A 20,403-nucleotide genomic window follows, 5' to 3' on the forward strand; every position below is an offset into this window, starting at 1 on the left:
GTGCCGATAACACCGTTAATAAATCTATGAGAAGGTGTTGTATGTTGAACCGTATCCGCGTTGTCACAATGCTTATGTTGGTGCTGGTCATTTTCGCACTTCTTCAGCTTATTTCCGGCGGCCTCTTTTTCTCGTCGTTAAAACAAAACCAGGACAGCTTCGCGGCCTCGAACGATGTGCGCATGCAGCAGAGCGAGCTGACCACGACCTGGGATCTGCTGCTGCAGACGCGTATCAACCTGAGCCGCTCGTCCGCCCGCATGATGATGGATCCCGGCAACCAGCAGAGCAGCGCGAAAACGGAACTGCTGAAGAACGCGCGCGCGACGCTGGCCGACGCGGCAAAACACTACGACGCCTTCAAAAAAATCGCCCCTCAGCCAGCAATGGCGCAGGCGAGCGCAAACATAGATGAAAAATATCAGGCCTACTTCGCTGGCCTGACGGAGCTGGTGCAGTTCCTGGAGAACGGCAACATGGAGGCCTATTTCGCCCAGCCGACCCAGGGGATGCAGAACGCCCTCGGCGCGGCGCTCGGGGAGTACGCTAAGGCCAGCGGCGAGCTTTATCACTCCGCGTTTACGCAGAGCCAGAACGATTACCGCTTTGCGAAATGGCAGATGGCGGTTCTCGCCCTCGCGCTGGTCATCGTGCTGATGTCCGTGTGGTACGGCATTCGCCATATCCTTCTTAACCCGCTTGGCCGCGTCATTGCCCATATCCGCGAGATTGGTCGCGGCGACCTGACGAAAACGCTGGTTATTTCCGGGCGCAACGAGATCACCGAGCTGGCAACCAGCGTCGATCGCATGCAGCGTTCGCTGATTGAGACCGTCGCGAACGTGCGTGAGGGGGCGGATGCCATTTATACCGGCACCAGCGAAATTGCGATGGGCAATAACGATCTCTCATCCCGTACCGAACAGCAGGCGTCGGCCCTTGAAGAGACGGCGGCCAGCATGGAGCAGCTCACGGCAACCGTGAAGCAAAACGCCGACAACGCCCGTCAGGCGTCTCAGCTCGCGGAAAGCGCCTCCGACACCGCCCAGCGCGGCGGGCGGGTCGTCGACGGCGTGGTGAAAACCATGCACGACATTGCCGACAGCTCGAAGAAAATTGCCGACATCATCAGCGTTATCGACGGTATCGCCTTCCAGACCAACATTCTCGCGCTGAACGCCGCCGTGGAAGCCGCGCGGGCGGGCGAGCAGGGGCGCGGGTTTGCGGTCGTCGCCGGTGAAGTGCGTAACCTCGCCAGCCGCAGCGCCAATGCGGCGAAAGAGATCAAAGCCCTCATTGAAGACTCTGTTTCACGCGTCGATACCGGCTCGGTGCTGGTGGAAAGCGCGGGTGAAACCATGAATGACATCGTGAATGCCGTGACTCGCGTGACGGACATCATGGGTGAAATCGCCTCTGCATCGGACGAGCAGAGTCGCGGTATTGACCAGGTCGCCCTGGCGGTATCGGAAATGGATCGTGTGACGCAGCAAAACGCCGCGCTGGTGCAGGAGTCCGCCGCCGCGGCTGCCGCGCTGGAGGACCAGGCGAGCCGCCTGAAAATGGCCGTCTCGGCGTTCCGTCTTACTTCAACAATGACAAATACGGTCAGCGCGCGTACCGCGTACGACGACGCAGCCCCGGCGCCCGCGGCGACACGCCCGCGCGCAGCGGTGACCGGACAAGATGAAAACTGGGAAACATTTTGACTGACAGTTAAACCGCGGCCGCTTGCCGCTTGATGGGAGCGTGGATGTTAAATCGTATTCGTATCTCGACCACACTGTTTTTGATTCTGATCCTGTGTGGGGTGTTGCAGGTTGGCAGTAACGGGTTGTCTTTCTGGGCGTTTCGCGATGGCTATCAGAATTTGCAGGAAGTTGAGACGAGTAATCAGCAGCGCTCCGCGCTGGCACAAACGCGTGCCGTGCTGTTGCAGGCAAGCACCGCGCTGAACAAAGCCGGGACGTTAACCGCGCTGAGCTATCCGCCGGATGATATTAAGGCGCTGATGGCGATTGCCCGCAGCAGCCTGAAGCAGGCCGACGCGCAGTTTAGGGCATTTACGGCGCAGGAAGCCGTAAGTGAAAAAGAGAAAGCGCTGAAGGGCGCCATGAAGAAGAACTTTGATGCCTGGTACGGCGATCTGGAACATCAGGCAACGTGGCTGGAGAACAACCAGCTTTCTGACTTCCTGACCGCGCCGGTGCAGGACTCGCAGGCGGCGTTCGACGGCAGCTTCAACGCGTGGCAGCAGGACATTAACCAGTTTGTCGCGCGTGCCGGCGCGGACAGCCGGACCAGCTACCGCACGTCGGGGGTGATTTTCCTGACCATGGTTGTCCTGGCGGCGCTGTTAACCGGCGGCTCGCTGTGGTGGGCGCGCAGGACGATCGTGCAGCCGCTGGCGGTCGTCAGCAGCCACTTCGACAGCATTGCGGGCGGCAACCTGGCGCGTCCGGTTGCCGTGTACGGGAAAAATGAGATATCCGCGATCTTTGCAAGCCTTAAGGCCATGCAGGGCTCGCTGCGGGAAACGGTAAGCGACGTGCGGCAGGGCAGCCACGCCATGCACACCGGGATCTCAGAGATTGCGGCGGGCAATAACGATCTGTCGTCACGCACCGAGCAGCAGGCGGCTTCGCTGGCGCAGACGGCGGCCAGCATGGAGCAGCTAACCGCGACGGTAAGCCAGAACGCCGATAACGCGCGCCAGGCGTCCGATCTGTCGAAACAGGCGGCGATGACGGCGAAGCGCGGAGGCGATCAGGCTTCTCACGTCGCCAGCACTATGCAGGACATCGCCGCCAGCTCGCAGAAGATTGGCGACATTATCAGCGTTATCGACGGTATCGCGTTCCAGACCAACATTCTGGCGCTGAACGCCGCGGTGGAGGCGGCGCGCGCCGGCGAGCAGGGGCGCGGGTTCGCGGTGGTCGCAGGGGAAGTCCGTAACCTTGCCAGCCGCAGCGCCAACGCGGCGAAAGAGATAAAAGGGCTGATTGAAGAGTCGGTCTCCCGCGTTCAGCAGGGCTCGGCCCTGGTGGATACGGCAGCGCAGACCATGCACGAGATTGTCACCTCCGTGACGCGGGTTAACGACATTATGGGGGAAATCGCCTCGGCGTCCGATGAGCAACGCCGCGGCATTGAACAGGTAGCGCAGGCCGTGACCCAGATGGATCAGGTAACGCAGCAGAACGCCTCGCTGGTGGAAGAGGCGGCGGCGGCAACCGAACAGCTGGCAAACCAGGCTGACCACCTTACCGGGCTGGTCGCCATATTTAATCTGAAAGAGCACGTTGAAGCAGTAACCGAAGTCGGACGGCCACAGGCCGTGCCCGTTGTAACCTGAATGTGATTAAGAAGGCGCTATGACATCACCCATGCCCTCAGGGCAAACGTCATTACTGTTGCAGATGACACAGCGCCTCGCGCTGTCCGACGCGCATTTTCGTCGGATATGTCAGTTAATCTACCAGCGTGCGGGGATCGTGCTTGCGGACCATAAGCGAGACATGGTCTATAACCGGCTGGTGCGGCGCCTGCGCACGCTGGGGCTGGACGATTTTGGTCGCTATCTGAGCATGCTCGAAGCGAACCAGAACAGCGCCGAATGGCAGGCATTTATCAACTCGTTGACCACCAACCTGACCGCGTTTTTCCGCGAAGCGCATCACTTCCCGGTGCTGGCGGAGCACGCCCGTCGCCGTAGCGGAGAGTATCGCGTCTGGAGCGCTGCGGCTTCTACCGGCGAGGAGCCGTACTCGCTGGCCATCACCCTGGCAGACACCCTGGGCATGGCGCCGGGCCGCTGGAAAGTGTACGCCAGCGATATCGACACCGAAGTGCTGGAAAAAGCGCGCAACGGCGTTTATCGCCAGGATGAGCTGAAAACGCTCTCTCCTCAGCAGCTGCAGCGCTACTTCATGCGCGGCACCGGCCCGCACGAAGGCCTGGTGCGCGTACGCCAGGAGCTGGCGAACTGCGTGGAATTTGCCCCCGTTAATTTACTGGATAAGCAGTACAACGTCCCGGGGCCTTTTGACGCCATTTTTTGCCGTAACGTGATGATTTATTTTGATAAAACGACGCAGCAGGACATTTTGCGTCGCTTTGTTCCGTTGCTCAAGCCTGACGGTTTACTGTTTGCCGGGCACTCGGAAAACTTCAGCAACCTCGTGCGTGAGTTTAGCCTGCGTGGGCAAACGGTATATGCGCTGAGTAAGGAAAAAGCATGAGTAAAATCAGGGTATTGTCAGTCGATGATTCGGCGCTGATGCGCCAGATCATGACCGAAATCATCAATAGCCACAGCGATATGGAGATGGTGGCTACCGCGCCGGATCCGCTGGTCGCGCGGGATTTAATCAAAAAATATAACCCCGACGTGCTGACGCTGGATGTCGAAATGCCGCGCATGGATGGCATCGATTTTCTGGAAAAATTAATGCGCCTGCGCCCGATGCCGGTGGTGATGGTCTCCTCCCTGACCGGGAAGGGCTCGGAAATTACCCTGCGCGCGCTGGAGCTGGGGGCGGTGGACTTCGTCACCAAGCCGCAGCTCGGCATTCGCGAGGGCATGCTGGCGTACAGCGAAACGATCGCCGAGAAGATCCGCACCGCGTCCCGGGCGAAGCTCGCCGCGCACAAACCGATGGCGGCTCCGGCAGCGCTGAAGGCGGGGCCGCTGCTCAGCTCGGAAAAACTGCTGGTGATTGGCGCGTCAACCGGAGGAACAGAGGCAATTCGCCATGTACTCCAGCCATTGCCGCTCTCAAGCCCGGGTATCCTGATTACGCAACATATGCCGCCAGGCTTCACCCGCTCGTTCGCGGAGCGCCTTAACAAGCTGTGCCAGATTAGCGTGAAGGAGGCGGAGGACGGCGAGCGCGTGCTGCCGGGGCATGCGTATATCGCGCCGGGGGACAAGCATATGGAGCTGGCGCGCAGCGGGGCGAACTATCAAATCAAAATTCATGACGGGCCGCCGGTTAACCGGCACCGTCCGTCGGTGGATGTGCTGTTTCATTCGGTGGCGAAACATGCGGGGCGCAACGCCGTGGGAGCGATCCTGACGGGGATGGGCAACGACGGCGCCGCCGGAATGCTTGCGATGCACCAGGCTGGCGCCTGGACGATTGCGCAGAATGAAGCAAGTTGTGTGGTGTTCGGCATGCCGCGCGAGGCCATCAACATGGGTGGCGTGAGCGAAGTGGTCGATCTTAGCCAGGTAAGCCAGCAGATGCTGGCGAAAATCAGTGCCGGACAGGCAATACGTATTTGACTCAGGAGTATTATTTTATGGCGGATAAAGAGCTTAAGTTTTTGGTTGTGGATGACTTTTCCACCATGCGACGCATTGTGCGCAACCTGCTGAAAGAGCTGGGCTTCAACAACGTTGAAGAAGCAGAAGACGGCGTGGATGCGCTGAACAAGCTGCAGGCTGGCGGGTTTGGTTTTGTGATTTCTGACTGGAACATGCCGAACATGGACGGGCTGGAGCTGCTGAAAACCATCCGCGCCGATGCGGGCATGGCCTCTATGCCGGTACTGATGGTGACCGCAGAAGCGAAGAAAGAGAACATCATCGCCGCCGCACAGGCGGGCGCAAGCGGCTACGTGGTGAAGCCATTCACCGCGGCGACTCTGGAAGAGAAGCTCGGCAAGATCTTCGAGAAACTCGGCATGTGAGGAGTTGGTTATGATGCAACCTGCTATGAAACCCGTTGAAGAACATTCGCCGAGCGACATCATTGCCCGCATCGGCAGCCTGACGCGCATGCTGCGCGACAGCCTGCGAGAGCTGGGGCTGGACCAGGCTATCGCCGAAGCGGCGGAAGCCATCCCTGACGCACGCGACCGTCTGGACTATGTGGTGCAGATGACCGCGCAGGCGGCCGAGCGCGCGCTGAACAGCGTTGAGGCGTCGCAGCCGCACCAGGACGCGATGGAAAAGGGCGCAAAAGCCCTGACCCAGCGCTGGGACGAGTGGTTTGAAAACCCCATCGAGCTGGCGGACGCGCGCGAGCTGGTGACCGATACCCGCCAGTTCCTTGGCGACGTGCCGGGCCACACCAGCTTCACCAACGCCCAGCTGCTGGACATCATGATGGCGCAGGATTTCCAGGACCTCACCGGCCAGGTGATCAAGCGCATGATGGATGTGATTCAGGAAATTGAGCGTCAGCTGCTGATGGTGCTGCTGGAGAACATTCCCGAACCAGCCGCCCGCCCGAAACGCGAGAACGAAAGCCTGCTCAATGGCCCACAGCTCGACGCCAGCAAGGCGGGCGTGGTGGCAAGCCAGGACCAGGTGGACGATCTGCTCGACAGCCTGGGTTTCTGATTGCCCGCTCTGCCTCGGGTCGCGAACGCGGCCTGAGGCAGTCAATGACATAATCAGTGAAAAGAGCCCGATTAAACGGGCTTTTCCCGCCATTGGAATTTCTCTGCGCTGGCATGATACCCGTGAATTAATGGGCTGCGAGCAGGCACAGTGGCAGAAGATAACGACGACAAAACGGAAGCCCCCACACCCCACCGGCTTGAAAAGGCGCGTGAGGATGGGCAAATCCCCCGATCCCGGGAGCTGACATCGCTGCTGATCCTGGTGGTCGGCGTATGCATTATCTGGTGGGGCGGGGAGTTGCTTGCGCGCAGGCTGGCGGGCATGCTCTCAGCCGGCTTACGTTTTGACCACAGCATGGTAAACGATCCTAATCTTATCCTGATTCAGATCATCAACCTGGTGAAAAGCGCGATGATCGCCTTACTGCCGCTGATCGTCGGCGTGGTCATCGTGGCGCTGGTCTCCCCGGTTATGCTCGGCGGTCTGGTGTTCAGCGGTAAGTCACTGCAGCCAAAATTCTCTAAGCTCAATCCGTTTCCCGGCATTGCAAAAATGTTCTCCGCGCAAACGGGGGCGGAACTGCTTAAAGCGATCCTGAAATCGCTGCTGATGGGCGGGACGGCCGGGTTTTTCCTGTGGCACAACTGGCCGGAAATGATGCGCCTGATCGCCGAATCCCCTCTGACGGCGATGAAAAACGCCCTCAACCTGGCCGGGTTATGCTCGCTGCTGGTGGTGCTCAGCATTATTCCAATGGTGGCTTTCGACGTCATCTTCCAGATCTATTCCCATATCAAGAAGCTGCGCATGTCGCGTCAGGACATTCGCGACGAATACAAGCAGATGGAGGGCGACCCGCACGTTAAGGGCCGCATTCGCCAGATGCAGCGTGCCGCCGCGCGCCGTCGCATGATGGAAGACGTGCCGACGGCTGACGTGATTGTCACCAACCCGACCCACTACTCCGTGGCGCTCCGGTACGATGAAAACAAAATGAGCGCGCCGAAAGTGGTGGCGAAAGGGGCAGGGCTGATTGCGCTGCGCATTCGTGAAATCGCGACGGAAAACCGCGTGCCGATCCTTGAAGCCCCGCCGCTGGCGCGTGCGCTGTACCGCCACGCGGAAATAGGACAGCAGATCCCGGGACAGCTCTACGCCGCTGTGGCAGAGGTACTGGCCTGGGTGTGGCAACTGAAACGCTGGCGTTTAGCAGGCGGTCAACGACCTGTAAAACCTGAGAACCTTCCGGTGCCTGAAGCACTGGATTTTTTGAACGAGAAGGACACTGATGGCTAATCTGGTGGCAATGTTGCGCCTGCCCGGCAACCTGAAATCGACGCAATGGCAGATCCTTGCCGGACCGATTCTGATCCTGCTAATTCTGTCGATGATGGTGCTGCCGCTGCCGGCATTTATCCTCGACCTGCTTTTCACCTTCAACATCGCGCTGTCGATCATGGTACTGCTGGTGGCGATGTTCACCCAGCGCACGCTGGAGTTTGCCGCGTTCCCGACGATCCTGCTGTTCACCACGCTGCTGCGGCTGGCGCTGAACGTTGCCTCCACGCGTATTATCCTGATGGAAGGTCACACCGGCGCGGCCGCGGCGGGTAAGGTGGTTGAGGCTTTCGGCCACTTTCTGGTGGGCGGTAACTTCGCTATCGGTATCGTGGTGTTCGTCATCCTGGTGATCATTAACTTTATGGTTATCACCAAGGGCGCGGGCCGTATCGCAGAGGTGGGCGCGCGCTTCGTGCTCGACGGGATGCCGGGCAAGCAGATGGCGATCGACGCCGACCTGAACGCCGGTTTGATCGCGGAAGATGAAGCGAAAAAACGCCGTGCCGAAGTGACCCAGGAGGCAGACTTTTACGGCTCCATGGACGGTGCGAGTAAGTTTGTGCGCGGTGATGCCATCGCGGGCATTCTGATCATGGTGATTAACGTCGTCGGCGGCCTGCTGGTGGGCGTGCTGCAGCACGGCATGGACATGGGCCACGCGGCGGAAAGCTATACGCTGCTGACCATCGGTGACGGCCTGGTCGCCCAGATCCCGGCGCTGGTGATCTCCACCGCGGCAGGCGTAATTGTTACCCGCGTCAGCACCGATCAGGACGTGGGTGAGCAGATGGTTGGGCAGCTGTTCAGCAACCCGCGGGTGATGCTGCTGGCTGCGGCGGTTCTCGGCCTGCTCGGCCTGGTGCCGGGGATGCCGAACCTGGTGTTCCTGCTGTTTACCGCCGCGCTGCTGGGGCTTGCCTGGTGGATGCGCGGCCGGGAAACCCAGCCTGCGGCAGAGCCTGCGCCGGTTAAAATGCCCGAGAACACCCAGGCGGTCGAAGCCACCTGGAACGACGTTCAGCTGGAAGATTCACTGGGCATGGAGGTGGGATACCGTCTGATCCCGATGGTGGATTTCCAGCAGGATGGCGAGCTGCTTGGCCGTATCCGCAGCATCCGTAAAAAATTCGCCCAGGATATGGGCTTCCTGCCGCCGGTCGTCCACATTCGCGACAATATGGATCTCCCGCCGGCGCGCTACCGCATTCTGATGAAAGGGGTTGAGATCGGCAGCGGTGACGCCTATCCGGGCCGCTGGCTGGCGATTAACCCGGGCACCGCCGCAGGCACGCTGCCGGGCGAGCAGACGATCGATCCGGCCTTTGGCCTGGCGGCTATCTGGATTGAGAGCGCCCTGAAAGAGCAGGCGCAGATCCAGGGCTACACGGTGGTCGAGGCCAGTACCGTGGTGGCGACACACCTCAACCACCTGATCGGCCAGTTCTCTGCCGAACTGTTCGGACGACAGGAGGCCCAGCAGCTGCTCGACCGCGTGACCCAGGAGATGCCGAAGCTGACCGAAGACCTGGTGCCGGGCGTGCTGACCTTAACCACGCTGCACAAGGTGCTGCAAAACCTGCTCGACGAGAAGGTGCCTATTCGCGATATGCGCACCATCCTCGAGACGCTGGCCGAACATGCTCCGCTGCAAAACGATCCGCACGAGCTGACCGCGGTGGTGCGCGTGGCGCTGGGCCGGGCCATCACCCAGCAGTGGTTCCCGGGAACCGGCGAGGTGCAGGTGATTGGCCTCGATACGCCGCTTGAGCGTCTGCTGCTCCAGGCGCTCCAGGGCGGTGGCGGGCTGGAGCCCGGCCTGGCGGACAGATTACTGGCGCAAACCCAGGAGGCGCTGGCGCGTCAGGAGATGCTGGGCGCGCCGCCGGTGCTGCTGGTGAACCACGCGCTGCGTCCGCTGCTGTCGCGCTTCCTGCGCCGGAGCCTGAACCAGCTGGTGGTGCTGTCGAACATGGAGCTGTCCGACAACCGCAATATCCGCATGACGGCGACCATAGGAGGAAAATAATGCGTAAGTGGCTGTGGATCTTATTTTTCCCGCTCGCGGCGCAGGCCGCAGGCGAGGGGTCATGGCAGGCCAGCAGCATCGGCCTGACGCTTAACCATCGGGGAGAGTCGATCGCTTCCCGTCCGCTGTCTCCCTCTGAACCCGTCTCCGGGCAGATGACGCTGGTGGTGTGGAGCTATACGCCGATCGGACCGACGCCTGCCGGGCTGCGGGTGCGCCTGTGCTCGCTGTCCCGCTGCGCGGAAATCGACGGTCAGAACGGTACTACCCGGGCCTTCAACGGCGTGTCTGCCCAGGAGCCGTTACGCTTCATCTGGGAAGTGCCGGGCGGGGGCCGCCTGATCCCGGCGCTGAAGATTCAGCGCAACGAAGTCCTCGTTAACTACCGCTAGCCGCCTGCCTTTTCGCCAGCCTTCCGCATTTCTGAAGGCTGGCTCGCAAAATTGACCTTCCCTTTTGATGTAAAAGAAACGCTGTTTTATAAATCAGTGACACGCGTATCGACACTCTTTGCATTTTTGCCATTCGCCACCCTGTGATGGCAGAAACAGAAAGGTTTCACCAGGTCGATACTTTTACTGTAGCCGTGTAAAAGCTCCCGGATGAGGTTTGCTTACAGGGAGTCTCCCAAAACTGATTAGGGTTGACGGCAATGAAAACACGTAAAATTGGACTCGCAAATTATCTTGCTTACGGGTCAGGAGACTTCCTCGGGGCGGGTACCACCGCGCTGACGGCGGCCTGGCTTTTGTATTTTTATACCACCTTCTGTGGGCTCACTCCGATTGAAGCAACCTTTATCTTCGCCGCCGCAAGGGTACTTGATGCGGTTGTCAGCCCGTTAATGGGCTTTTTAACCGATAACTTTGGCACCACCTGGCTCGGCAAGCGTTTTGGCCGCCGTAAGTTCTTTATCCTGCTCGGTATTCCCTGCGTGTTCAGCTACTCGCTGATGTGGGTAGGGGACATGAGCTTCTGGTACTACCTGCTGACCTATCTGATCTTCGATATCGTCTACACCATGATCCTGGTGCCCTATGAAACGCTGGTCCCGGAGATGACGGACGATTTCAAACAGAAAACCAAATTCTCCGGCGCTCGTATCTCAATGGCGCAGATGTCCGCCATTCTGGCCTCATTCCTGCCGGGGATCCTGCTCACGCATTTCGGTAAAGACAACGCGATCTCCTTCTTCTACGCAAGCCTGGTCTTCTCGGTGCTGTGCGCGCTGATGCTGACCTTTGTCTGGTTCTTCACCTGGGAGCGCCCGCGCGAGGAGTGGTCCGAAGCGGCCCTGCGCGCGGAAGAAGAGAAGAAAAAGCTCACCCTGGGCCAGAGCCTGAACCGTCTGTTCGTGGAGTTAAGCTCGACGCTGCGCATCAAGATTTTCCGCCAGCACCTCGGCATGTACCTCGGCGGCTACATTGCGCAGGACGTCTTCAACGCCGTATTTACCTATTACGTGGTGTTTGTGCTGATGCAGGAAGCGTCTATGGCCTCTAACCTGCTGGGCACGATGGCCATCTTCCAGTTCCTCGCCGTGATTGGGATGATCCCGCTGTGCATTCGCTTTGGACCCGCGCCGTCTTACCGCATGGTGGTGGTGCTGTTTGGCCTGGCTTCGCTCTCTTACGCCGTGCTGTATTACGCGGGCCTGAGCGACGTTTACGCTCTGCTGCTGCTTATCTCTGCGGTTGCCGGTCTCGGCCGCGGCGGTATCAACTATGTCCCGTGGAATACCTACACCTACATTGCTGACGTGGACGAAGTGATCACCGGACAGCGTCGCGAGGGCATCTTCGCCGGCATCATGACCCTGACCCGCAAAGCGTCTCAGGCCGGTGCGGTGATGCTGGTGGGCATTGTGATGCAGATGTCCGGCTTTGTCAGCGGCCAGAAGGTGCAGCCTGCGGAAGTGAGCCACACCATCCTGATGATCCTGAGCGTCGGCACCATTCTGGTGCTGTTCTGCGGCTTCCTGGTCTCCCTGCGCTTCAGGCTCAATCTGCAAACCCACAGCACGCTGCGCGAAGAGACCGCGAAAATGCGCGAGTCCGGCCGCGCGATGCCTGAAGCAGCAACCCCGCACGCCCGCGCCACCGTGGAAATGCTGGCCGGTATGCCGTACGACTCCCTGTGGGGCAATAACAACATCGGTTATCTGAATCGCAATAAGCCGGCGGCACCTTCGCTGAAGGACCGTGCGGTACTGAATTCGACATACAACAGAGGTTAAGATTATGAAAGTTTGGCCTGTCAAACATAGCCCGCTACTGCGCCAGCCTGAGCGCTTTATTGCCCGGGATGAGCTGAAGTCGCTGATTCAGAAAGTGACGCATAACCTGGTCACTATCCACGACAAAACGGGTGAATTTTTGCTGCGGCTGGACGACGGACGCGTGATCGACACCAAGGGCTGGGCCGGGTGGGAATGGACGCACGGCGTCGGTTTGTACGGTATCTGGCAGTATTACTGCCAGACCGGCGATGAGGGGATGCGCGACATTATCGACGGCTGGTTTGCTGACCGTTTTGCGGAAGGGGCTACCACCAAAAACGTGAATACCATGTCGCCGTTCCTGACGCTGGCTTATCGCTACGAAGAGACCCGGAACCCGGCCTGGCTGCCGTGGCTGGAGAGCTGGGCGGAGTGGGCGATGAATGAAATGCCGCGCACCGAACACGGCGGCATGCAGCATATCACCCTGGCGGAAGAGAACCATCAGCAGATGTGGGACGACACGCTGATGATGACGGTGCTGCCGCTGGCAAAAATTGGCAAGCTGCTGAACAGGCCGGAATACGTTGAGGAAGCGGTGTACCAGTTCCTGCTGCACGTGCAGAACCTGATGGACCGGGAGACCGGCCTGTGGTTCCACGGCTGGAGCTACGACGGCAACCATAACTTTGCCCATGCCCGCTGGGCGCGCGGCAACAGCTGGCTGACCATCGTGATCCCGGACTTTCTCGAACTGGTGGATCTGCCGGAAAGCAGCGCCGTGCGCCGCTATCTGGTGCAGGTGCTGAATGCCCAGATTGCCGCGCTGGCGAAATGTCAGGACGACAGCGGCCTGTGGCATACGCTGCTCGACGATCCTCTGTCCTATCTGGAGGCGTCGGCTACGGCAGGCTTTGCCTACGGTATTCTGAAAGCGGTGCGCAAGCGTTACGTTAGCGCAGAATATGCTGACGTGGCGGAGAAAGCGATTCGCGGTATCGTGAAAAACATCTCGCCGGAAGGGGAGCTGCTGCAAACCTCGTTCGGGACCGGGATGGGAAGCGATCTTGAGTTTTATCGCCAGATACCGCTCACGTCGATGCCGTACGGGCAGGCGATGGCGATACTGTGCCTGACGGAGTATTTGCGGAAGTATTTCTGATAATAAAAAACCCGGCGCTTGCCGGGTTTTCTTTTACATACGCTCTACGGTTTCGATACCCAGGGTATCCAGACCCAGCTTCAGGGTCTTCGCCGTCAGCTGCGCCAGCTTCAGGCGGCTGTTACGCACCGCTTCGCTCTCGGCGGTCAGGATAGGGCAGTGCTCGTAGAAGCCGGAGAACAGACCGGCCAGATCGTACAGGTAAGCACACATAACGTGCGGCGTACCGTCACGGGCGACCACGGAGAGGGTCTCTTCAAACTGGAGCAGGCGCGCGGCCAGCTGCGCTTCACGGTCTTCGGTAATGGTCACCGTGGCGTTCGCCAGCACGCTTTCGTCGATGCTGGCTTTGCGGAATACGGAAAGTACGCGGGTATAGGCGTACTGCATGTATGGCGCGGTGTTGCCTTCAAACGCCAGCATGTTGTCCCAGTCGAAGATATAGTCGGTGGTGCGGTTCTTGGAGAGATCCGCGTATTTCACCGCGCCGATGCCGACCGCGTTAGCCAGTTTTTCCAGCTCGTCAGCAGGCATATCCGGGTTTTTCTCCGCCACCAGACGGCGCGCGCGCTCCAGCGCCTCGTCCAGCAGATCGGAAAGCTTCACCGTACCGCCCGCGCGGGTTTTAAACGGCTTGCCGTCTTTACCCAGCATCATGCCGAACATGTGGTGTTCCAGCGGCACGGAGTCCGGCACGTAACCCGCCTTACGCACGATAGTCCACGCCTGCATCAGGTGCTGGTGCTGGCGGGAGTCGATGTAGTACAGCACGCGGTCCGCGTGCAGGGTTTCGTAACGGTATTTCGCGCAGGCGATGTCGGTGGTGGTGTAGAGATAGCCGCCATCCTTTTTCTGGACGATCACGCCCATCGGTTCGCCTTCCTTGTTTTTGTACTCGTCAAGGAATACCACCGTGGCGCCTTCGCTTTCCACCGCCAGGTTTTTGGCCTTCAGGTCCGCCACGATGCCCGGCAGCATTGGGTTATACAGGCTTTCACCCATCACGTCGTCGCGGGTCAGGGTCACGTTCAGACGGTTGTAGGTAAGCTGGTTCTGGGACATGGTGATGTCTACCAGCTTGCGCCACATCTCGAGGAAGTACGGGTCGCCGCCCTGAAGCTTCACCACGTAGCTGCGCGCGCGCTCGGCGAAGGCATCGTCTTCGTCGTAGTGTTTTTTGGCTTCACGGTAGAACCCTTCCAGGTCCGCCAGCGCCATCTCGCCTGCGTTTTCCTGCTGCTGTTTTTCCAGATACGCGATCAGCATGCCGAACTGGGTGCCCCAGTCGCCGACGTGGTTGGCGCGGATCACTTTGTGGCCGAGAAATTCCAGCGTGCGTACCGCCGCGTCACCGATGATGGTGGAGCGCAGGTGGCCTACGTGCATCTCTTTCGCCACGTTTGGCGCCGAGTAGTCAACGACCACGGTCTGCGGCGCGGGCTGGGCCACGCCGAGGCGATCGGATTTCAGCGCTGCATCAACGTGGCTTGCCAGGAACGCGGGTTCGAGGAAGATGTTGATAAAGCCCGGACCGGCGATTTCCGTTTTGCTGGCAATGCCGGTGAGATCCAGATGCGTCAGTACCTGCTCAGCGAGCTGTCGCGGCGGCATGCCCAGTTTTTTAGCCACTGCCATCACGCCATTAGCCTGATAGTCGCCAAACTGTACTTTTGCTGACTGACGAACCTGCGGTTCGCAATCCGCAGGCGCGCCTGCGGCAATCAGTGCCTGACTGACTTTTTCTGAGAGAAGAGCCTGAATATTCACCTGGATACCTTACGTTTTTGATGCGGGTAAACTTCGCCCGCGCCAGTTTAAGAATTTAGGGCGGGAGTATACTGCAAATGCCTTCGGGCGTCAGCACTGCGGGGGGCGAAGATCGCTCAGAATCCAGGCTAAGAAAGCGTGCATAAACATGCAGTCGAAAAAAGCGTGATTCTGCGGTTGGTCGAAAGGGGGCAACAGAGTAAATTAGCGGCTTTGCGACACGAGACGAGACTGACCTATGGCGAACTGGCACTCCATTGACGAACTGCATGATATTTCCGCAGATTTACCGCGCTTCACCCAGGCGTTCACAGAACTTGCCACCCGTCTCGGGCTGGATATCGCGCCGCTTGATGCCGATCACATCTCTTTGCGCTGTCACCAGAACGCCACGGCCGAACGCTGGCGGCGCGGCTTTGAGCAGTGCGGTGAACTGCTGTCAGAGAATATCATTAACGGTCGCCCAATTTGCCTGTTTAAGCTTCACGAGCCGGTAAAGGTGGCGCACTGGCAGTTTACCGTTGTTGAACTGCCCTGGCCGGGAGAAAAGCGTTATCCGCACGAAGGCTGGGAGCATATCGAAATTGTGCTGCCGGGCGAGCCAGAAACCCTCAACGCCCGCGCGCTGGCGCTGCTTTCCGACGAGGGCTTAAGCCAGCCGGGGATTTTTGTGAAAACCAGCTCGCCGAAGGGCGCGCGCGAACGCTTGCCGAACCCAACGCTTGCCGTGACGGATGGAAACGTGACGGTCAAATTCCATCCCTGGACCATCGAGCAGATTGTCGCCAGCGAAGCGTAAGCGTTGTGAGCATCGCCCCGGACCTGATGCGAGCAACGTGCCACGATGGTCCGTTTAGTGAAACGTAAGGAGAATGACATGGCGCTGCTGGAAATTTGCTGTTACAGCGTGGAGTGTGCCGTCACCGCGCAGCGGCAGGGGGCCGATCGCATCGAGCTGTGCGCGGCACCGAAAGAGGGGGGATTAACCCCGTCCTATGGCGTGCTGAGCGCGGCACGACAGGCCGTCACCATTCCGGTGCACCCGATTATTCGCCCGCGCGGCGGAGATTTTTGCTACACGGCGGGGGAGTTCAGCGCCATGCTGGAGGATATCGCCTTCGTCCGTGATGCCGGGTTCCCGGGTCTGGTAACCGGCCTGCTGGATGAAGAGGGTAATATCGATCTTCCGCGCATGCGTCAGGTTATGCAGGCCGCGCAGGGGATGGCGGTTACTTTTCATCGTGCGTTTGATATGTGTAAACATCCAATGCAAGCCTTTGAAACGCTGGCGGAACTGGGCGTGGCGCGCGTGCTGACGTCGGGCCAGCAGTCCTCTGCTGAAAAAGGACTGCAATTAATTACGGAACTAAAAGCACATTCCGGTGTTCCAATAATCATGGCGGGCGCAGGAGTACGCGCCAGCAATCTGGAACTGTTTTTAAACGCAGGGGTGGAAGAGCTGCACAGCTCGGCGGGGAAATGGACACCTTCACCCATGCGCTATCGCAATACAGGGTTGTCAATGTCGACGGATGCTGAAGCGGATGAGTACTCGCGCTACGGTGTGGATGGAGAGTCGGTTGCGGTAATGAAATCGCTGATTGAACGTCATCACGTGTAGCAACGTACCGATTTTTACCGCGCATCATGTCGCCCAATATGATGCTTGCTTGTACCAGGCCCCTGCCAATTACACAGGGGCCTTTTTTTATTCTTGCCCCTCACCCTAACCCTCTCCCCACAGGGGAGAGGGGACTGCACGGTGCGGTCTTTTCACCCTCGCCCCTTTGGGGAGAGGGCCGGGGTGAGGGGATAAATACTACGGCTTCGTCGCAATCAGCACCGCACGCATCGGGGCCGGGTAGCCTTCAACGGTTTTGCTGCGATCGGCTGGATCGAGGAATTGCTCCAGCGATTCGGTAATCATCCAGTCGGTACGGCGCTGCTCTTCGAGAGAGGTCACGCTGACGTCGGCAATGCGCACGTCCACGAACCCACACTTCTCCAGCCACTTCTTCAGCGCCAGCGCGGAAGGGATAAAGTAGACGTTACGCATCTGCGCGTAGCGATCGCCCGGCACCAGAACCGCGTGTTCGTCGCCTTCGATCACCAGCGTTTCCAGCACCAGCTCGCCGCCGCTGACCAGCTGATCTTTCAGCTGCCACAGATGCTCCAGCGGGGAACGGCGGTGATACAGTACGCCCATGGAGAACACCGTATCAAACGCCTTCAGCGCCGGTAGCTGCTCAATTCCCAGCGGTAACAGATGCGCGCGCTGGTCGTTACCCAGCAGCTTACGCACCGCTTCAAACTGGCACAGGAACAGCTGCATCGGATCGATACCGACCGCAAGATGCGCGCCTGCGCCGATCATGCGCCACATGTGATAGCCGCTACCGCAGCCCACGTCCAGGATCGTGCGCCCGGTCAGGTCGGACAGATGCGGCAGAACGCGATCCCATTTCCAGTCCGAACGCCACTCGGTGTTGATGTTCACGCCGTACAGGGAAAACGGCCCTTTACGCCACGGCATCAGGTTACGCATCAGCGTTTCAATGCGGTTGAGCTGCCCGGCCGGCAGTGGCTCCTCGCTTTCCGCCGTCACGCTGTGCAGCAGGTCCAGACGATGCGGCGTCAGTTCCGGCAGAAACTCCACGGCATTTGACCACTGCTTTAACAGACCATGCTGCTGATCGCGCTGCCAGGCGGCAATTTGCGCAGGCAGGGTTTCCAGCCAGTGGGAGAGGTGATTTTTGGCAATCAGCTGATAGAAATTACCGAACTCGATCATGCTGCGTCTCCGGCCTTCAGCGCCACCAGCGAGCCAAAGTTAAAGCACTGGAACCACAGCTCGCTGTGTTCAAATCCGGCTTTACGCAGGCGCGCCTTGTGCGTTTCCACGGAGTCCGTCAGCATCACGTTTTCCAGCATGCTGCGCTTCTGGCTGATCTCCAGCTCGCTGTAGCCGTTCGCACGCTTGAAATCATGGTGCATGTTGAACAGCAGTTCGCCCACGCTGGCGTCTTCAAAGCTGAATTTCTCGGACAGCACCAGCGCGCCGCCCGGATTCAGCCCCTGATAAATTTTATCCAGCAACAGCTGGCGGTCTTCCGGCACCAGGAACTGAAGGGTAAAGTTCAGCACGACCATCGAGGCATTCTGGATGTCGATATCGCGAATATCGCCCTCAATCACCTCTACAGGGGTAGGAGCTTTATAGGCGTCGATGTGGCGACGGCAGCGTTCAACCATTGCCGGAGAGTTATCGACAGCCACGATCTTACAGCCTTCATGATGAACGTTACGACGAATGGACAGCGTTGCCGCACCGAGCGAACAGCCCAGATCATAGACCTGCGTGCCGGGTTGAACGAATCGCTCTGCCAGCATGCCGATCATGGAGATGATGTTGGAATAACCGGGAACAGAGCGCTGGATCATATCCGGGAAGACTTCGGCTACCCGTTCATCAAAGGTCCAGTCGCCCAGGCTGGCGATAGGCGCGGAAAAAAGCGTGTCGCGATCTGACATAACGTAAAAATCCGGGAAAAATAAAGGGGCATATTGTGCGCTAACGGAAGGAGAAAACCAACTCCCACGGCATATACCAAAGGTTAGCCAGCACCATCAGCAAAAGCGAACACCAGGTCGCGCTCATGCCGGAACGGCGCCAGCGGATCAGGCGATGGTGAAAACCGTAATAATGCATCAGGCGACCGGCAATCAGCAGCAGCCCGCAGACGTGCACCATCCAGGTTTCTGCGCCATCCATCTCCATTAACAGCAGTAAAATTAACGCGACGGGAATGTACTCAACCGCGTTGCCGTGGATCCGGATTGCGCTTTGCAGTTCAGAAAAACCACCGTCACCGTAGGAGACGCGGTACTGCATTCTCAGGCGCACAACATCAAATGAAAATTTAATCAGCAGTAATGCACCTAACACCGCATACAGCGCGCTGACCATACTAACTCCCTGTTTTTGGCAGATGGCACGTCTCTATGATAGGGGGTGATTTCAGAAAAGAGAAGATTGTTGTGGGATGGACGGCGCGGGACCGACCGACGGAACCGCCTGCTGCAAGGCCTGCCAGAGAGCATCGACCAGTTCAGGCGCCTGGGCGATATCCGGCGTGTGCAAAAAGAGATAGGGGGTGGTGGTCGGTTCCCATTTCGCTAACGTTTGCAGCCAGACGGCGAACATCTCCTGATTTTGCTGCATATTATCGCTGCCGATAAACCGGACCATCGGATTTTCCGCCGTCACGATCGCGTGGACGGGCACTTTAGGCTTCTTGCGCTGGGCGTCAATAATGGCCTCGCTGTGCGGGATCGCGCCGTGCACGGGCCGGCTGTCGAGAATAACGCGGTTGACTGCCCGCTCGTGCAGGCCGCGATTCAGCGCTTTCTCCGCGTCGCCCTTGGCAAAGAAATCTGGATGCCTCACCTCCACGCCGTAGGTGAAATCGCGTGGCAGGGCGTCGAGAAACTGCCAGAGGGCGGGCAGATCGCGCGGGCCGAACGTGGCGGGAAGCTGGAGCCAGTACTGGCCAATACGGTTCGCCAGGGGCGACATCCGGGTGAAGAACTCGTGGGTTAAATCATCGCAGTTGCGCAGCGCCGCATTGTGCGAAATGGTGGCCGGAAATTTGAAGCAAAAGCGGAAGTCGTCGGTGGTTTGCTCGCGCCAGCGCTCAACGATCTCTGCGCGGGGCAGGGCGTACAGCGTGGTATTGCCCTCCACGCAGTTAAAGTGTCGGGCATACTGTTCCAGGCTGGTTATACCCAGGCGCACCCATTTCGGGTGCGACCACTGGGGCAGGCCCACGTACATCATAGCGCGCTCAGGATCTCATCCGTGCTGCGCACGCGGCCGATACGCGGGAAGATATGGGTCATGCTGCCCTGATGCTGCTCGGCCGAGGCCGCGCTGCACGCATCTTCGGCGATCACCAGGTTAAAGCCCAGCTCCCACGCGTTGCGGGCGGTAGACTCCACCCCAATGTTGGTGGAAATGCCGCACAGAATGATGGTGTCAATCCCGCGACGGCGCAGCTGTAGCTCCAGGTCGGTGCCGTAGAAGGCGCCCCACTGGCGTTTCGTGACTTCAATGTCGCTGTCGCGTTTGCCGAGCGACGCCGGCCAGGTCCACCAGTTGTCCGGCAGCGCGTGTGCGGGTGCCTGGGCGTCCACCGGCTGTTTTAACGCTTCGGCGAAATCAGCGGACCAGCCGACGCGCACCATGACCACAGGCGAACCGCCGGCACGGCATTTTTCCGCCAGACGCGCTGCGCGGCTTACCACGTCGTCAGCGGCGTGCGGGCCGCCGGCAAAAGGCAGGATCCCTTCCTGTAAATCAATCACCACGAGGGCGGTTTTGGTGGCATCAAGTGTCAACATACTAACTCCAGTCAAATTAATCGCTTCCGCTACACCTTACGACGTGATGGCCTGTTATCGGTCGGATAATTTTGTTAATTTTTGTGAGAATAGACAATAAGAGTACAGCAAACGCGCGTCAGGCCGTGCTTCGCTCT

At 59.2% G+C, this 20,403-nt stretch carries 19 protein-coding genes; 13 read left to right on the forward strand and 6 right to left on the reverse strand.

All coding sequences use genetic code 11. From position 1 onward, the window contains the following. Window positions 1-41 precede the first annotated feature (41 nt). The 11 genes from tar (at window position 42) to IM304_RS08700 (ending at window position 13,099) form a co-directional block, all read left to right on the forward strand. The gene (gene tar, locus IM304_RS08650; RefSeq protein WP_193354656.1) at window positions 42-1,709 is read left to right on the forward strand and encodes a methyl-accepting chemotaxis protein II; all 1,668 of its coding nucleotides are present in this window, start codon (window positions 42-44) and stop codon (window positions 1,707-1,709) included. A 44-nt stretch (window positions 1,710-1,753) separates the two neighbouring features. Beyond that, the gene (gene tap / locus IM304_RS08655; protein ID WP_193354655.1) at window positions 1,754-3,355 is read left to right on the forward strand and encodes a methyl-accepting chemotaxis protein IV; all 1,602 of its coding nucleotides are present in this window, start codon (window positions 1,754-1,756) and stop codon (window positions 3,353-3,355) included. A 19-nt stretch (window positions 3,356-3,374) separates the two neighbouring features. Continuing rightward, window positions 3,375-4,241, forward strand: coding sequence for a protein-glutamate O-methyltransferase CheR (cheR, locus tag IM304_RS08660; RefSeq protein ID WP_017384409.1), 867 nt, complete (start codon window positions 3,375-3,377; stop codon window positions 4,239-4,241). Continuing rightward, complete coding sequence (locus tag IM304_RS08665; protein WP_148418092.1) at window positions 4,238-5,287, forward strand: chemotaxis response regulator protein-glutamate methylesterase; 1,050 nt, start codon at window positions 4,238-4,240, stop codon at window positions 5,285-5,287. The genes cheR and IM304_RS08665 overlap by 4 nt, the downstream gene beginning before the upstream one ends. Before the next feature lie 17 nt (window positions 5,288-5,304). Further along, window positions 5,305-5,694 (forward strand): chemotaxis response regulator CheY, encoded by a 390-nt coding sequence (cheY, locus tag IM304_RS08670; RefSeq protein WP_008500431.1) that lies wholly within the window; start codon window positions 5,305-5,307, stop codon window positions 5,692-5,694. Window positions 5,695-5,704: 10 nt separating this feature from the next. Further along, window positions 5,705-6,349: a protein phosphatase CheZ gene (cheZ, locus tag IM304_RS08675; RefSeq protein ID WP_148418091.1), complete on the forward strand. Its 645-nt coding sequence runs from the start codon at window positions 5,705-5,707 to the stop codon at window positions 6,347-6,349. Window positions 6,350-6,499: 150 nt separating this feature from the next. Continuing rightward, window positions 6,500-7,648 (forward strand): flagellar biosynthesis protein FlhB, encoded by a 1,149-nt coding sequence (gene flhB / locus IM304_RS08680; protein ID WP_148418090.1) that lies wholly within the window; start codon window positions 6,500-6,502, stop codon window positions 7,646-7,648. Then, window positions 7,641-9,719: a flagellar biosynthesis protein FlhA gene (gene flhA, locus IM304_RS08685; RefSeq protein WP_148418089.1), complete on the forward strand. Its 2,079-nt coding sequence runs from the start codon at window positions 7,641-7,643 to the stop codon at window positions 9,717-9,719. Before flhB ends, flhA begins: the two co-directional genes overlap by 8 nt. Then, window positions 9,719-10,111 (forward strand): flagellar protein FlhE, encoded by a 393-nt coding sequence (locus tag IM304_RS08690; protein WP_193354654.1) that lies wholly within the window; start codon window positions 9,719-9,721, stop codon window positions 10,109-10,111. The genes flhA and IM304_RS08690 overlap by 1 nt, the downstream gene beginning before the upstream one ends. Window positions 10,112-10,371: 260 nt before the next feature. Next, the gene (locus IM304_RS08695; protein WP_193354653.1) at window positions 10,372-11,955 is read left to right on the forward strand and encodes an MFS transporter; all 1,584 of its coding nucleotides are present in this window, start codon (window positions 10,372-10,374) and stop codon (window positions 11,953-11,955) included. Window positions 11,956-11,959: 4 nt separating this feature from the next. Continuing rightward, window positions 11,960-13,099, forward strand: coding sequence for a glycoside hydrolase family 105 protein (locus tag IM304_RS08700; protein WP_148418086.1), 1,140 nt, complete (start codon window positions 11,960-11,962; stop codon window positions 13,097-13,099). A 33-nt stretch (window positions 13,100-13,132) separates the two neighbouring features. Here the strand turns inward: IM304_RS08700 and argS are convergent, their stop codons facing one another. Further along, window positions 13,133-14,866 carry an arginine--tRNA ligase gene (gene argS / locus IM304_RS08705; RefSeq protein WP_176610032.1) on the reverse strand — a complete coding sequence of 578 codons (1,734 nt, stop codon included), beginning with the start codon at window positions 14,864-14,866 and terminating at the stop codon, window positions 13,133-13,135. Between the two features lie 238 nt (window positions 14,867-15,104). Here argS and IM304_RS08710 point away from each other — a divergent pair, with 238 nt between their 5' ends. Beyond that, window positions 15,105-15,665: a VOC family protein gene (locus IM304_RS08710; RefSeq protein ID WP_193354652.1), complete on the forward strand. Its 561-nt coding sequence runs from the start codon at window positions 15,105-15,107 to the stop codon at window positions 15,663-15,665. A gap of 78 nt (window positions 15,666-15,743) precedes the next feature. Then, window positions 15,744-16,487, forward strand: a complete 744-nt coding sequence (cutC, locus tag IM304_RS08715; protein ID WP_193354651.1) for a copper homeostasis protein CutC — start codon at window positions 15,744-15,746, stop codon at window positions 16,485-16,487. Between the two features lie 198 nt (window positions 16,488-16,685). Here cutC and cmoB read toward each other — a convergent pair whose 3' ends face one another. Genes cmoB through IM304_RS08740 form a run of 5 tightly spaced genes read right to left on the reverse strand, consistent with a single transcriptional unit; the run spans window position 16,686 to window position 20,266 of the window. After that, window positions 16,686-17,657 carry a tRNA 5-methoxyuridine(34)/uridine 5-oxyacetic acid(34) synthase CmoB gene (gene cmoB / locus IM304_RS08720; RefSeq protein WP_193354650.1) on the reverse strand — a complete coding sequence of 324 codons (972 nt, stop codon included), beginning with the start codon at window positions 17,655-17,657 and terminating at the stop codon, window positions 16,686-16,688. Next, entirely contained in the window at window positions 17,654-18,397 is a 744-nt protein-coding gene (gene cmoA / locus IM304_RS08725) for a carboxy-S-adenosyl-L-methionine synthase CmoA (RefSeq protein WP_148418081.1), read from the reverse strand. Before cmoA ends, cmoB begins: the two co-directional genes overlap by 4 nt. A gap of 40 nt (window positions 18,398-18,437) precedes the next feature. Then, the gene (locus IM304_RS08730; protein ID WP_148418080.1) at window positions 18,438-18,833 is read right to left on the reverse strand and encodes an MAPEG family protein; all 396 of its coding nucleotides are present in this window, start codon (window positions 18,831-18,833) and stop codon (window positions 18,438-18,440) included. Window positions 18,834-18,884: 51 nt separating this feature from the next. Continuing rightward, a complete protein-coding gene (locus IM304_RS08735; RefSeq protein WP_193354649.1) occupies window positions 18,885-19,703 on the reverse strand; it encodes a DUF72 domain-containing protein in 819 nt (272 codons plus the stop codon). Continuing rightward, a complete protein-coding gene (locus tag IM304_RS08740) occupies window positions 19,700-20,266 on the reverse strand; it encodes a hydrolase (protein WP_193354648.1) in 567 nt (188 codons plus the stop codon). Before IM304_RS08740 ends, IM304_RS08735 begins: the two co-directional genes overlap by 4 nt. Window positions 20,267-20,403 lie beyond the last annotated feature (137 nt).

This window comes from Enterobacter cloacae complex sp. P40C2 (assembly GCF_014930695.1).
Lineage (GTDB): Bacteria > Pseudomonadota > Gammaproteobacteria > Enterobacterales > Enterobacteriaceae > Enterobacter > Enterobacter pasteurii.